General features: G+C 74.9%; 10 protein-coding genes and 4 pseudogenes. 4 read left to right on the top strand and 10 right to left on the bottom strand.

The annotated features are described in order from the left end of the window. The 3 genes and pseudogenes from JNW87_RS25285 to JNW87_RS25275 form a co-directional block, all read right to left on the bottom strand. The coding region (locus JNW87_RS25285; RefSeq protein ID WP_238454523.1) for a glycosyltransferase at window positions 1–1,415 on the bottom strand (1,415 nt) is incomplete at its 3' end. Then, window positions 1,412–2,991, bottom strand: a pseudogene (locus tag JNW87_RS25280) (glycosyltransferase). The gene JNW87_RS25285 and the pseudogene JNW87_RS25280, both read right to left, overlap by 4 nt. Window positions 2,992–3,219: 228 nt before the next feature. Continuing rightward, window positions 3,220–4,448: pseudogene (locus JNW87_RS25275) on the bottom strand (MFS transporter). Between the two features lie 423 nt (window positions 4,449–4,871). Here JNW87_RS25275 and JNW87_RS25270 point away from each other — a divergent pair. Next, complete coding sequence (locus tag JNW87_RS25270; RefSeq protein ID WP_236648501.1) at window positions 4,872–5,399, top strand: GNAT family N-acetyltransferase; 528 nt, start codon at window positions 4,872–4,874, stop codon at window positions 5,397–5,399. A 46-nt stretch (window positions 5,400–5,445) separates the two neighbouring features. On the opposite strand, the gene JNW87_RS25265 is transcribed toward JNW87_RS25270, so the two are convergent. The 3 genes from JNW87_RS25265 to JNW87_RS25255 form a co-directional block, all read right to left on the bottom strand. After that, on the bottom strand, window positions 5,446–5,607 hold the full coding sequence (locus tag JNW87_RS25265; protein ID WP_161557994.1) for a hypothetical protein: 162 nt from the start codon (window positions 5,605–5,607) through the stop codon (window positions 5,446–5,448). After that, entirely contained in the window at window positions 5,604–6,215 is a 612-nt protein-coding gene (gene rpsD, locus JNW87_RS25260) for a 30S ribosomal protein S4 (RefSeq protein WP_109805313.1), read from the bottom strand. Before rpsD ends, JNW87_RS25265 begins: the two co-directional genes overlap by 4 nt. 84 nt (window positions 6,216–6,299) lie before the next feature. Further along, window positions 6,300–6,455 carry a hypothetical protein gene (locus tag JNW87_RS25255; RefSeq protein WP_161557995.1) on the bottom strand — a complete coding sequence of 52 codons (156 nt, stop codon included), beginning with the start codon at window positions 6,453–6,455 and terminating at the stop codon, window positions 6,300–6,302. A 433-nt stretch (window positions 6,456–6,888) separates the two neighbouring features. Between JNW87_RS25255 and JNW87_RS25250 the strand changes: the two genes are divergently transcribed. Further along, entirely contained in the window at window positions 6,889–7,035 is a 147-nt protein-coding gene (locus tag JNW87_RS25250; RefSeq protein WP_161557996.1) for a hypothetical protein, read from the top strand. A 42-nt stretch (window positions 7,036–7,077) separates the two neighbouring features. Further along, entirely contained in the window at window positions 7,078–8,376 is a 1,299-nt protein-coding gene (locus JNW87_RS25245; RefSeq protein WP_109805314.1) for an NAD(P)/FAD-dependent oxidoreductase, read from the top strand. Window positions 8,377–8,383: 7 nt separating this feature from the next. Here JNW87_RS25245 and JNW87_RS25240 read toward each other — a convergent pair whose 3' ends face one another. The 3 genes and pseudogenes from JNW87_RS25240 to JNW87_RS25230 form a co-directional block, all read right to left on the bottom strand. Then, window positions 8,384–9,583, bottom strand: coding sequence for an AI-2E family transporter (locus JNW87_RS25240; RefSeq protein ID WP_238454522.1), 1,200 nt, complete (start codon window positions 9,581–9,583; stop codon window positions 8,384–8,386). Between the two features lie 111 nt (window positions 9,584–9,694). After that, window positions 9,695–10,486: a spermidine synthase gene (locus tag JNW87_RS25235; RefSeq protein ID WP_109805316.1), complete on the bottom strand. Its 792-nt coding sequence runs from the start codon at window positions 10,484–10,486 to the stop codon at window positions 9,695–9,697. A 78-nt stretch (window positions 10,487–10,564) separates the two neighbouring features. Next, window positions 10,565–11,544 (bottom strand): annotated as a pseudogene (locus tag JNW87_RS25230) (DUF2267 domain-containing protein). Window positions 11,545–11,746: 202 nt separating this feature from the next. Between JNW87_RS25230 and JNW87_RS25225 the strand changes: the two are divergent. Then, the gene (locus JNW87_RS25225) at window positions 11,747–12,061 is read left to right on the top strand and encodes a hypothetical protein (protein WP_109805318.1); all 315 of its coding nucleotides are present in this window, start codon (window positions 11,747–11,749) and stop codon (window positions 12,059–12,061) included. Window positions 12,062–12,428: 367 nt separating this feature from the next. Here JNW87_RS25225 and JNW87_RS25220 read toward each other — a convergent pair. Next, window positions 12,429–12,610 (bottom strand): annotated as a pseudogene (locus JNW87_RS25220) (translation initiation factor IF-2); the annotation flags it as partial.

Below are 12,610 nucleotides of genomic sequence, written 5' to 3'. Positions count from 1 at the left end.
CCGTGCCGGAGCAGGCGGGGACGGCCGGTGGCCAGCCGCGGCGCGCGGACCGGGGCGCTGCCCCGGCCGTGTGTGCCGGTCAGCTCGGCGCGGACCGGGTGCCGCTGGCCGGTCGCCGCGCTGGCGGCCAGCAGCCGGTCCACCGGGAAGTCGGTGCGGACGGTCCGGCCGGTGGGGTCGGTGGCGTCCAGCAGGGTGGTGCCGGGGAGCTGCCCGGCGACCAGCCGGACCGGCCCGGCCTCGGCCGCGAACCGGGGGTACGGGCTGCGGGTGGTCACCGCGAGGGTGAGCCCGCCCTGCCAGGTCACCTCGACCGTGTCGAGCTTGGCCAGCCAGTCGGCCCGGACGTCGGTGACGTCGGCCCAGCCGCCGGTCCAGGCGCCCGGGTAGCCGGCGTGCCACCGGCCGTTCTCGACCACGGTCGGGGGGACGCCGCGTTCGGCGTCCTGGTCGATGACGGCGAGCAGGTCGTCCACGCCGCCCGCGGTCACCGCGCCGAGCCGCAGCCGGGCCTCGATGTCGAGCCGGTCCCGCAGGTCGTCGGTGACGTACCGGTCGACCAGCCGGCGGACCACCGCGTGCACCTGTTCCTGGTCGGCCCGGTCCAGCCGGCGGAAGTCGTCGCCCACCAGGTTGGCCAGTTCCAGCCCGACGTGGCGGCGCAGCACCGCGTCGCGCCGGGGGCCGGCCGGGATGAGCGCGGCGACGAACGCGAAGAGCCGTTCGACGCTGACCAGCCGGGCCGACACCCGGCTGTGGTAGGTGATGTTGCGGGCGTTGAGCCGGCGTACCGCGTGGTAGTAGTCGTAGTCGGCGAGCACCGAGATGCGCCGGGCCCGGTAGCAGGCTTCGAGGGTGAACGGCTGGTCGCTGAGGACCGGCATGTCCTCGGGGAAGCGCAACCCGTGCCGGTCGACCAGCTCCCGCCGGAACAGCTTCGTGTTCGCCAGGGCCCAGGGCAGCGCCGAGTCGAACAGGTCCACGTCGACCGCGTTCCCGGCGGCGAAGACGTCGGAGAAGACGTGCCGGCCGTTGACCCCGACCACCCTGCCCAGCACCACGTCCGAGCCGTGCCGATCGGCCGCGGCGACCAGCCGTTCCAGCGCCTCCGGCCCGAGGTGGTCGTCGGAGCCGAGGAAGAAGACGTACCGGCCGGTGGCCAGTTCCAGTCCCCGGTTGCAGGGGGCGGCCGGGCCGCCGGAGTTGGGCTGGTGCAGCACCTTGACCGTGCCGGGGTGCCGGGCGGCGAGCCGGTCCAGCAGCCGACCGCCCCCGTCGGCGGAGCCGTCGTCCACCGCCACGATCTCCATCCGCTCGTGACCGATGGTCTGCTCCAGCAGCGAGGAGAGGCATTTCCGCAGGTACGGCATGGTGTTGTAGACGGGGACGACGACGCTGACGTCGGGCGCGGTCATCGGATCGCTCCTTGGGCGGTCGGCCGGTCGGGCAGGGGCGCGCCGGGCGTCGCGGGGTCGGGCGCCGAGGGCGGTCCGGCGTCCGCCAGCAGCCGGTGGTAGACGCCGTCCAGCACCTCGGCCTGCGCCCGCCAGGTCCAGCTCTCCAGCAGACCCGGCCGGTCGTACGCGGCGCGGTAGCGGGCGGGGTCGGCGAGCACGGCGCCCACGGCGCGGACGAAGTCGTCGACGTCGGCGGCCCGGAACACCTCGCCCTGACCGGTCTCCCGCACGGTGGCGGCCATGGTCCGCACGTCGCTGACCACCAGCGGCAGCCGGGCGTGCGAGTACTCGAAGAACTTGGTGATCAGCGCGATCTCGTGGTTCGGCCAGCGGTGGATCGGGATCACCCCGACGTCCGCGCCGGACAGGAACGGCACGACCTGCCAGTGCGGCACGTACGGCAGGACGTGCAGCCGGTCGGCCACCCCGGCCCGGGCGGCCCGGGCAGCGAGCTGCTCGACGTACCGCAGCGCGGGGTTGACCACCAGCGCGACGTGCACCCCGGGCAGTCGGGGCAGAGCGTCGACGAGCGTGTCCAGGCCGCGCTGCGGTGCGGCCGCGCCGCTGTAGACCAGCAGCGGCACGTCGGCGTCGAGGCCGCACTCGGCGCGGATCTCCGGCGGCGGCGCGTCGTCGACCGGGCCGTGCTCCGCCGCGGGGGCGTTGAGCAGTACGGCCGGCGGCGCGGCAGCCGGTGCTCCCGGCGCAGCAGCTCGGCGAGGTCGTCGGAGACGGTGAGCACCGCGTCGGCGTGCGGGGCGTACTCCCGCTCGTGCGCCCGGTGCGCCGGCAGCCAGCGGGCGTGGTCGCGCCACGGCTTGATGCCGGGCAGGAACTCGTGTGCGTCCCAGACCAGCGCGACCCGCCGGCCCTGCCCGGCAGCGCGGATCTTGGCGCGGGCGCCGACCCCGAGCATCCGGAAGTCGTGGGCGTGGATCAGGTCGGGGCGGAGGCGGTCGATCTCCGGGCCGTAGGCCAGCTCGTAGTCCCACAGCCCGGGCTCCAGCCGCCGCCAGGCGCGGTCGCCCTGCACGACCTGCCAGAACAGGGTGTACGCCCGGTCCCACGGGTTGCGGAACTTCCGCCCGCTGCGGACCCGGTTCAGCATCTTCGTCCGCAACCACACCCACCGGCCGACCAGCCGGGCCACCGTCGCGCGTAGCCGCAGTCCCCGGCTGGCCCGGCGCAGCCGGCCGGGATCCAGCTCGCCGGCGCGGGCCCGCTGCTCCAGCAGCGCGGCGCGGACGGTCAGGTCGGCCTGCCGGGCCCGCACCCACTGGGCCCGGTGCTCGGCGATCCCACCGGGCCGGTACGCCAGCGGCCAGCGCAGCCAGGAGCGGCGGAACTCGTGCCGGCGCCGGTCCAGCGGGTTCGGCATCGGCAGCAGCCGGACCTCGGCGACGCCGAGCTGCCAGCGGCGCTCCACCTCGTCCGGCGACCGGCCGAGCAACGTGACGTCCCAGCCCGCCTCGGCGGCCGAGCGGGCGATCTTCTGCACCCGGGAGTCGCCCTCGACCCTGTTGTCGACGAGCATGACGATCCGGCCGCGGCGCGGTCCGGCCGTCGTCTCGTCCTGTCCCACTGCTGGTCCTCCGCTGGTCGGCCGGTGTCTCCGGCGCGACCCACGCTGGTGGAGCCAGTCGTCTCAGCGGCGACGTGGACGTGACGTCCAGGCGACCGTCAGGCGGCAGTTGGGTTGTGACCCAGGGCACAGCGACCGCCGGTGGGGAGGCCGAACGGGCCCCCCACCAGCGGCGCCCGGTCAGCCGTCGGCGGCGGCCAGCCGTCGCCAGACCAGCGCGGTGAGCAGCGCCATCGCCGTTCCCGCCAGCCAGAACGGCGCGACGATGCTTCCCGTCGCCTGGGCGACCAGGCCGCCGGTCGCCGTGCCGACGGCCGCCCCGCCCAGGTCGGCCAGGGAGTACGCGCCGTTCACCCGGCCGCGCAGCCGGTCCGGCACCAGTCGCTGTCGCAGCGACACGACCACTACGCCCCAGACCATGGTGTGCACGCCCCAGACGGCCAGGGCCGCCCCGGCCACCCAGGGTTGCCGGGTGGTGGCGAGCACCACCTGGAGCCCGACCTCGACGAGCAGCCCGACCCGCAGCAGCGTCGGGGTGCCGAACCGGGCCCGCAGCCGGGGCGCCAGGGCCGTGCCGGCCAGCCCGCCGAGCGCGGCGGCGGTCAGCAGCACCCCGTACCCGACCTCGGTGAGGCCGAGCCGCTGCCGGGCGTAGAGCACGAACGCCGCGAACGCCGCGCAGAACGCCACGTTCATCACCGCGATGCAGCCCGCGAGGGTCCGGAGCACCGGCACGCCCCAGAGCGCGCGTACCCCGGCTGCGATGTCGGCCCGCAACGACCGGCGGGGGTCGCCGACCGTCGTGCCCCCACCGTCGGGGGCACCGGACGCCAGCGCAGCAGCGCCAGCAGCAGCGCGGCCAGCCCGAAGGTGGCCGCGTCGAAGGCGAACGGCGCCGCCGCGGCCAGGACGAAGAGGTACGCCCCGAGCGGCTTGGCCGCGAACTGGTTGCCGAGCACGAAGGTGGCGAAGAGCCGGCTGTTGGCCTGCTCCAGCCGTTCCGGCGGGACCACCGACGGCAGCAGCGCGCCGGCTGCCGCGTCGGACAGGGTCTCCCCGACCGAGGTGAGAAAGAACGCCAGGCAGATCAGTGGCACGGTGGCCCGCCCGGCGAGCACCGCGACGGCGAGCGCGGCCAGCACCAGGCCCCGGCCGACGTTGACGCCGACGATCAGCCGGCGCCGGTCGAGCCGGTCGACCAGGGCCCCGCTGACCAGGGCGAAGAGCAGCCACGGCAGCTGCTGGGCGAACACCGCCGCGGCGAGCGCGGCCGGGTCCCGGGTGAGCGAGGCGACCAGCAGCGGTCCGGCGACCATGGTGACCCCGTCGCCGAGGTTGGAGACCGCGTTTGCGGTCCAGAGGCGGCGGAAGTCGGGGCCGAGCCGGCCGGTAGGGACGGTGGCGGTCATGCCGACCACCGCGCAGGGGTCTGACGTCCGGGCGCGACGAGGCGCCCGGACGGGTTGTCCGGAAGCACGAGGAACTCCCTCGGAAGCGATGTGGGTTGGCGTGGTCACGCCATGACGGAAGACCCGCGCGGGGGCGGGTCACCTGATCGCTTCGCGGCGAGGGGCGGGTGTCGAGGAGGCGATCCCGCTCACGGCGGCGGAGCCGGCGGTGGGCGGAATCGGCGGGCCGGGCGGCGACGGGCGCCGCGTGGCTCGGGTCAGGACACCGTGGTCCCCAGCGGCGAAGCGGGAGCCAGCACCGTACCGAGAAGAGCCATACCCATGATCGACCTCCTGTCGTCCACGGGTCACGCTAGCGGCCGTCGGCCCGGTCCGCGGCCCCGGTTGGACATCGGTCGGGGCGGTGGGCGAGAGTGTGGCCACGTGAGATACCTGCGCACCGACGGGCGGGTCGGGATCCGCCGCCCCCGCCCTGCCGACGAGGGCGAGTTCCTCGCCGCCGCCCGGCGCAGCCGGGACCTGCACCACCCGTGGCTCGCCGCCCCGGACGATCCGGAGAAGTACGCCGCGTACCTGCGCAAGGTCCGGGGGCGGGACAGCTCGGGCTACCTGTTCTGCGACCTGGCCACCGGAGAGATCGCCGGGTACGCGACCATCAGCGGCATCGTGCTGGGCGCGCTGCGCGGGGGCTACCTCGGCTACGCCGCCTTCCTGCCGTACGCCGGGACCGGGCACGCCTCCGCCGGCATCGGTCTGGTGCTCGACCACGCCTTCACCGGGCTGGGGCTGCACCGGCTGGAGGCGAACATCCAGCCCGGCAACGAGCCGTCCAAGCGCCTGGCCCGCCGGCTGGGGTTCCGGCTGGAGGGCTTCTCCCCGGACTACCTCTTCATCGACGGCGCGTGGCGGGACCACGAGCGCTGGGCGATCACCGCGCCGGAACCCGCCTGACAGCGTGGTGGCGGCCGCCGTACGGCGACCGCCACCGGATGTCGGCTCAGCGTCCCGGGCCGCGGGCCTGCGGACGCTGCCCGGTCAGGCGCTCCAGCCGCGCCTGTTTGTGCTCGACGCGCCGCCGTTGCCGGGGCGTCAGCTCCGGGCGGCCGCTCTGCCGCAGGTACGTCGGCACCCGCCGGTCGTTCGGGATCGGCAGCTTCATGACCCGGTCCTCCGTTCCTCATGGACGGCGAGGGAGAGGTCCCGCAGCACCGGTACCTCCTGCCGCTGCGGCTCCCGGGTCAGCGTCGCGGTGAACCGCTCGGGCCGCACCTCCAGGTACGGCGGGGCGTCGCCCTCGGCGTACCCGGCGACCGCGAAGGCGACCGGGGCGCGGCACTGCCGCTCCGGCCGCACCCGGATGGTCTGCCCGGGGCGGACCAGGTACGACGACCGGTTGACCTTGCCGCCGTCGACCGTGAACGTGTTGTGGGCGACCAGGTCCCGGGCCTCGTCCATGGAGCGCGCGAAGCCCGCCCGGTGCACCAGCGCGTCCATCCGCTGCTCGAGCTGCCCGACCAGGTTCTCCGTCGCGTCGCCGGGCTGTCGGCCTGCCGCCGTCAGGGCGCGGGCCAGCTGCCGCTCCCGCAACTCGTAGCCGGCGCGTACGCGGTGCCGCTCGGAGTCGTCCAAGCGGTATCCCCGCGGGGCGCGCCGTGGCCCGCCGCGCACCCCCACCGGATGCCGTTGTCGTCGCAGCCGGTAGCCGTGCGCCGGGTGCAGCGGGACGACGTCTTCCGGCGAGGGACGTACCGTGGTCCGGACCGCCATGTCGTTTCCTCCCTCTCTCGCGGTCCCACCACCCTCCGCCGCCGTCGGGTGAGGCGACCCCACCCGGTCCGGGTGAGCCGGCGGTCAGCTGCCCGGCTTCGGGAAGGCCACCGGGCTGCGGTGCCCGTCCCGGTCCACCGCCCGAACGCCGTCGACCCCGGCCGCCTTCAACTGCTTGGCCAGGTACGCCGACCCGTACGCCGTGGGTCCCGACGGCGACAAGAACAAGATCGACTCCATGACGTCCAACCTGAGGACACCTGCTGTGGAGCGGGATCGTCCCGGAGGAACGCGCCCCCGCGCTCGCCCGGCAACTGCTCTCCGACGGCATGTTCAGCGGGTGGGGGATCCGGACCCTGTGCCGGGACGACGCGCCGTACAACCCGGTCGGGTACCACCTGGGCACGGTCTGGCCGCACGACACCTCGATCAGCGTGCTGGGCGTGGCCCGGTACGGCTTCCGGGAGGAGGCCAACCGTGGTCGCCCTCGCCCTGCTCGACGCCGCCGCCGAGTTCGGCGACCGGCTGCCGGAGGCGATGGCCGGCTACGAGCGCGAGCGGACCTTCTTCGCCGTTCCCGTACCCGACCGCGTGCAGCCCACAGGCCTGGGCGTCCGGCGCCCCGCTCAACCTGGTCCGCGCCCTGCTGGGGCTCCACCCGTCGGACGGGCGGTTGGTCGCCGAGCCGGCGCTGCCGGCCGAGGTCGGCCGGATCCAGATCCGCGGCGTCTGCGCGTTCGGCCACCGCTGGGACGTCGACGCCGTCGGCACGGAGGGGTACGTCCGCCTGGCGCGGGACCCGGACCGGCCGCCGGACTGATCGCTACGTTTGTCGCGCGTGTCGACGGGAACGGGAGCGGGCATGACGAAACCTCGTGTGGTGATCGTGGGGGCCGGGTTCGCCGGATACCACGCGGCGAAGACGTTGAGCCGGCTCGCCGGCAAGCGGGCGGAGATCGTCCTGCTGAACTCGACCGACTACTTCCTCTATCTGCCGCTGCTGCCCGAGGTCGCCGCCGGGGTGGTGGAGCCGACCCGGATCTCGGTGCCGCTGTCGGGCACCCTGGACGGCGTCCGGGTGGTGATCGGCGAGGCGGACCGGGTCGACCTGCAGAACCGCTGGGTCGGGTACCGGCAGCAGGAGGGCGACCGCGGCCAGCTGGCGTACGACCGGCTGGTCCTCGCCGTCGGCAGCGTCAACAAGCTGCTGCCGATCCCCGGGGTGACCGAGTACGCGCACGGCTTCCGCGGCCTGCCGGAGGCGCTCTACCTGCACGACCACGTGGTCCGACAGATCGAGCTGGCCGAGCTGTCCGAGGACCCGGCCGAGCAACGGGCGCGCACCACCTTCGTGGTGGTGGGCGCCGGTTACACCGGCACGGAGGTCGCCGCGCACGGGCAGCTCTTCACCGACCGGCTGATCGCCCAGCGGCCGCACCTGACGGTGCGCCCGCGCTGGATGCTGCTCGACATCGCGCCCCGGGTGCTGCCCGAGCTGGGCGAGCGGATGTCGCAGACCGCGGACCGGGTGCTGCGGCGACGCGGCGTGGACGTGCGGATGGGCACCTCGGTGTCGGAGGCCACCCCGGACGGGGTGATGCTGACCGACGGCGAGTACGTGCCCACCTGCAGCCTGGTTTGGTGCGTCGGCGTGCGCCCCGACCCGTTCGTCGCGGAGCTGGGGCTGCGTACCGAGAAGGGCCGCCTGGTGGTGGACGAGTTCCTCAACGTCCCCGGCTACCCCGAGGTGTACGCCTGCGGCGACGCGGCCGCCGTGCCCGACGTGACCCGGCCCGGCCAGATATGCGCGATGACCGCCCAGCACGCGCAGCGGCAGGGCAAGCTGGCCGCCCACAACATCGCCGCCTCCTACGGGCACGGCAAGCGGAAGCCGTACAAGCACTACGACCTGGGCTGGGTGGTCGACCTCGGTGGCAAGGACGCGGCGGCCAACCCGTTGAAGGTGCCGCTGTCCGGCCTGCCGGCCAAGGCGGTGACCCGCGGCTACCACCTGCTGGCCATGCCCGGAAACCGGGCCCGGGTGGGCGCCGACTGGGTGCTCGACGCGACCATGTCCCGGCCCGCCGTACAGCTCGGCCTCGTCCCGGCCAACGCGGTGCCGCTGGAGAGCGAGTCGCCCGAGATGGTGCGCCGGGCCTGAGCGACGGTCAGCCGCCGCCGGCGGCGCCGGCCCCGCCCGTCTCGGGGGCCCGCCCGCCGGCCGGCGGTTGGTCCGGCGCGCCGCGCGACGGCGCTGGCCTGCTGGTGGATCCGTCCTGCCTGCCCGCCCCGCCAGGCGGCTCGGCGGCGCCGGTGGCGGGTGACGGCACGGTGCGCAGCCCCTTCGGGGCGAACTCCCGGAGCAGGATCTGGGCGATCCCGGCGGCCGGGATGGCAAGCAGGGCACCGAGCAGGCCGGCCAGCTCCGCCGCAACCAGCACGCTGACCAGCACGGTCAGCGGGTTCAGCCGGACCGCCCGGGACATGATCACCGGCTGGAGCAGATGATTCTCCGCCTGCTGGTAGACGACGAAGAAGACCAGCACGATGACGCCCGCGGTGGGGGAGTGCGCGAACCCGGCCCCCGCCGCGATGATCGCGCCCAGCGTCGCGCCGACCAGCGGGATCAGGTCCGCGATGGCCACCAGCAGGGCGATCACCGCGGCGAACGGCACGCCGGTGAGGAACAGCACCAGGAAGGTCAGGCCGCCACAGATCAGGCTGATCAGCAGGTTGCCACTGAGGTAGCCGGTGATGGTGCGGGCGGAGTCCCGGCCGATCCGGCGCAGCCGTTCCGCCCCGCCGTCGCCGACCAGGGCCAGCGCGCCGGCGATGATCTTCGGGGCCTCCAGCACCATCAGGTACGCCAGAACGATCACCGTGACCACTCCGGCGACGGTCTGGACCACGCCCCGTACCACCCCCACGGCGGGCTGGCCCAGCCGCGAGCCGTACCGCTGGAGCTGCTCGGCGTGGGTGTTGGCGTAGTCCCGCAGCCGGAACCGGGTCAGCAACTCGCCCACTGGTCCCCGGCCGGCCCGGGCCTCCCGCACCAGCTCCGGCGCCCGGTCAGCGAACCGGCCCACCTCGCCGGCCAGTGGCAGGACGATCACCGCGACGAGGGCGCCGAGCAGGACGAACGCGGCGAGGAAGACCAGCAGGGTGGCGAGCGCGCGCCGTCGAACCCAGCCGCGTTGCAGCCGGTCGACCAGCGGTTTCAGGGCCACCGCGAAGAACGCCGCGACCAGGGTCCAGATCAGCACCCGTCGGGCGGCCCAGACCAGGGCCAGCCCGACCAGGGTGACCAGCACCAGGCCGATGACGATCAGCGCCCGGCGCGCGGTGGACCGGTCCTGGGCGTCGCTCATCCGGCGCGGCTACCCGGCGCGGCTCCGGGAAAACCCGACGCCCGATCCGGGCCGCGCCGGAGGGAAGGGCTTGCCGGGATCCGCTCGGTCGGGCGCCGGGTGGGGCGCGGGTCAGTCCGCGGCGAGGGTGGCGTCGGTGGCGGGGCGGGCGCCGGAGACGAAGGCGTCCAGCGCGAGGCCGTGCAGCACCCCGCCCGGGGCGGGGTCGCCGGCCACGCGGGCGGTCAGCCGGCGTACCGGCAGGCGGTCGGGCCGGTGCGCGGCGGCGAGCACCAGGTTGCCGTACCGGCGTCCGCGCAGCATCCGCCGGTCGGCGACCAGGCACACGTCGGCGAAGACCGCGCGCAGGGTGGCCACCTGCGCCCGGCAGAAGACCAGCGGCGGGAGGTCGGTCACGTTGACCAGGTAGACGCCGTCCGGGTGCAACGCCCCGGCCACCTCGGCGGCGAACTCGACGCTCGCCACGTGCCCCGGCATCCGGGCCGCTCGGTAGACGTCGGCGAGGACCAGGTCGTACCGGCCGGGCGGGGCGGCGGTCACCGCGTCCCGGGCGTCGGCGACCACCACGGCCACCTCAGGGGGCGGCGGCGGCAGTTCCCGGCGGACCAGGTCGACGACCGCCGGGTCCCGCTCGACGACCAGCTGCGCCGATCCGGGGCGGGTGGCGGCCAGCCAGCGCGGCAAGGTGAGCGCACCGCCGCCCAGGTGCAGCGCGGTCAACGGCCGGCCCGGCGGGGCGGCCAGGTCGATCACGGCGGCCATCCGGCGGACGTACTCGAAGTGCAGGTGGCGCGGGTCGACGACGTCCACGTACGACTGGGCGACCCCGGCGGCGAGCAGCGTACGGCCGGTCCGTCGGGCCGGGTCGACGACCAGCGCCAGGTCGTCGGCGTCGCTCTCCATGGCCGGCAACGCTAGCCCAGGCGGTGGGCGGCCGGCCGGGTCGGGCCGGCGGGTGCCGCGCCCGCCGGCCCGGGCGGCTCAGCCGGCGTTCATCCCGGCGCCGACCTCCTCGATGGCGTCGTCGACCCGGTGGGCCAGGTCGACGTCGAGGCCGGTCACCCCGTCGACCCGTTGGGTCCGCACGGTCAGTACGGCGCTGTCCGGGTCCGGCCGGCCGATCTGCGGGGCGCGGCCGACCTCGGTCCGGAGTTGGTCGAGCCGGTCGAGCACCCGGTCCAGGTTGTCCGGTGGCAGCTCGATCGTACGGACCAGCGACTGCCGGTCGCTCGACCAGTACCGCAGGCCGCTGAGCGCGTCCCTCAGCTCCTGCTCGTTCAGTGGGGCCGTGGCCGACGTCGGACCCACCAGGCGACCGCCGGGCTCCGGCGGCGGCGCGAGCAGCTCCCGCAACCCGTCCGGTACGCGCAGCGACTCGACGAGGTCGCTGTCGGCGTCGGCCAGCGCCGCGAGGGTCGCCTCGGCCTGGTACCGCGCCTGCTCTGGGGTGCGGCCGCTGATCCGGGCCACCTCGGCGAGGAAGCCCGCCAGGTCCTGGTGCCGCTCGATGCCGTCTACCGGCACCACGTCGTGCAGCTTCATCGGCACCGCCTCGAGCAGCCGTTCCCGCGCCGCCTCGTCCAACGCCCATGCCAGCGCCAACACGGTCGCCTCGGCGCCCACCTTGGCCGTGGTGAAGTCGACCCCGGCCCGCCGGCAGACGTCGTCGACCAGGGCGCGGTATCCGAGGGTGGTCACCCCGGGTGCGCCCTTGCCGGGTTCAGTGAGCGGCCGAGCGGGCTGCGGCACGCCGGCCGGCGGCGGGGCGGGACCGCCCCGGGTGGTGTCTGGCTTGTGTCGCCCGGCGGGCGGCGGCCGGCCCGCCTCCCCCGGTCCAGGGAGGTGATCTGCTTGGACGCGCTCAGGCTGGCGCCGGTCTGGCTGGCCTGCCGACCTCGCTCGCGGGCCTCCCGGGCCAGGGCCCGTCGGCGCTGGTTGTCGCCCTCCATCTGCTTGCGCATCGTCGCACCTCGTTCCTCGTCGGTACCGCTGTTTCCGCGGGTCGCCTTCCCGCCGTCGCGGGGAAGGAAACGACCCCGGCGGGCGCCCGGCGGAGGCCGGACGTCAGCTTCATCCGCTGGGGGTGAGGGGTGCTCACCCGACGGCGGCCCATGATCGGGGTGGACCGGAAGACTTCCGAGGCACGCGGAAGGGAAGGTCGTCATGAAGAGGATCGTCGAGATCGTCCCCGCCCGACCCGGCTGGTACGCCCGGTGGCAGTTGGCCTCCGAGGACACCCGCTGTTACCCGGTGACCCTGTGGGCGCTGCTGGAGGAGACCGACGGGACCGGCCGTGAGGTGGTCGGCGTCGACTCCGTCGGACAGTGGCCCGGAGCGGACGACAACGAGGCGGGTGGGGAGTTCGTCCGCTATCTCTTCCAGACGCCCGATTCCGAGCCACCGGAGGACGCGGAGCCGCCCGCGGTGGAGGAACTGCGGTCGACGGGCCCGCGGTTAAAGCCGGTCCCGGCTGCCTGAGCCACCCTCCCCGGCCCCCGGCCCCTGGTCCCAGGGCCGGGGGCCACCCCGTCCTCCGACCCGCGCATCAGCGGCGGGAGGTGCGCGCTGACCGTTGCCGTCCGAGCGTCGCGACCCGTCTCGCGTATACTTGCTGCACTGCAAGCACCCCGCCTGCGGTGGGAGCGGGAGGGACCCAGGTTGACGCTCACCGTCACGCACGCCCGGCGGGCCGGCGGTCCGGCGTGCGTGCGACTCGCCGGTGAGCTCGACATGAGCACGTCCCCCCAGCTCAACGCCGCGATCCGACCGGCTCGCCGCCGACGGTGAGCGATACCTGCTGATTGATCTCACCGAGCTGACCTTCTGCGACTCGACCGGCATCGCCCTCCGTCGCGTCGTCCTTGAACCGCTTGAGCGAACTGACCGTGAGGTTGTCCGCCACGACCGCCCCGTCCCGCAGCAGCCGCGCTTGGCGTTGCGGCGGATGACGCCGGACCGGACGATACAGCCGGAGATGTTGCCGACCTTGGACGAGCGGAACACGTCGCGGATCTCCGCGGAGCCCAG

Source organism: Micromonospora sp. ATA51, assembly GCF_016802855.1.
GTDB lineage: Bacteria > Actinomycetota > Actinomycetes > Mycobacteriales > Micromonosporaceae > Micromonospora > Micromonospora sicca.
This window is presented reverse-complemented; position numbering and strand designations above follow the sequence as displayed.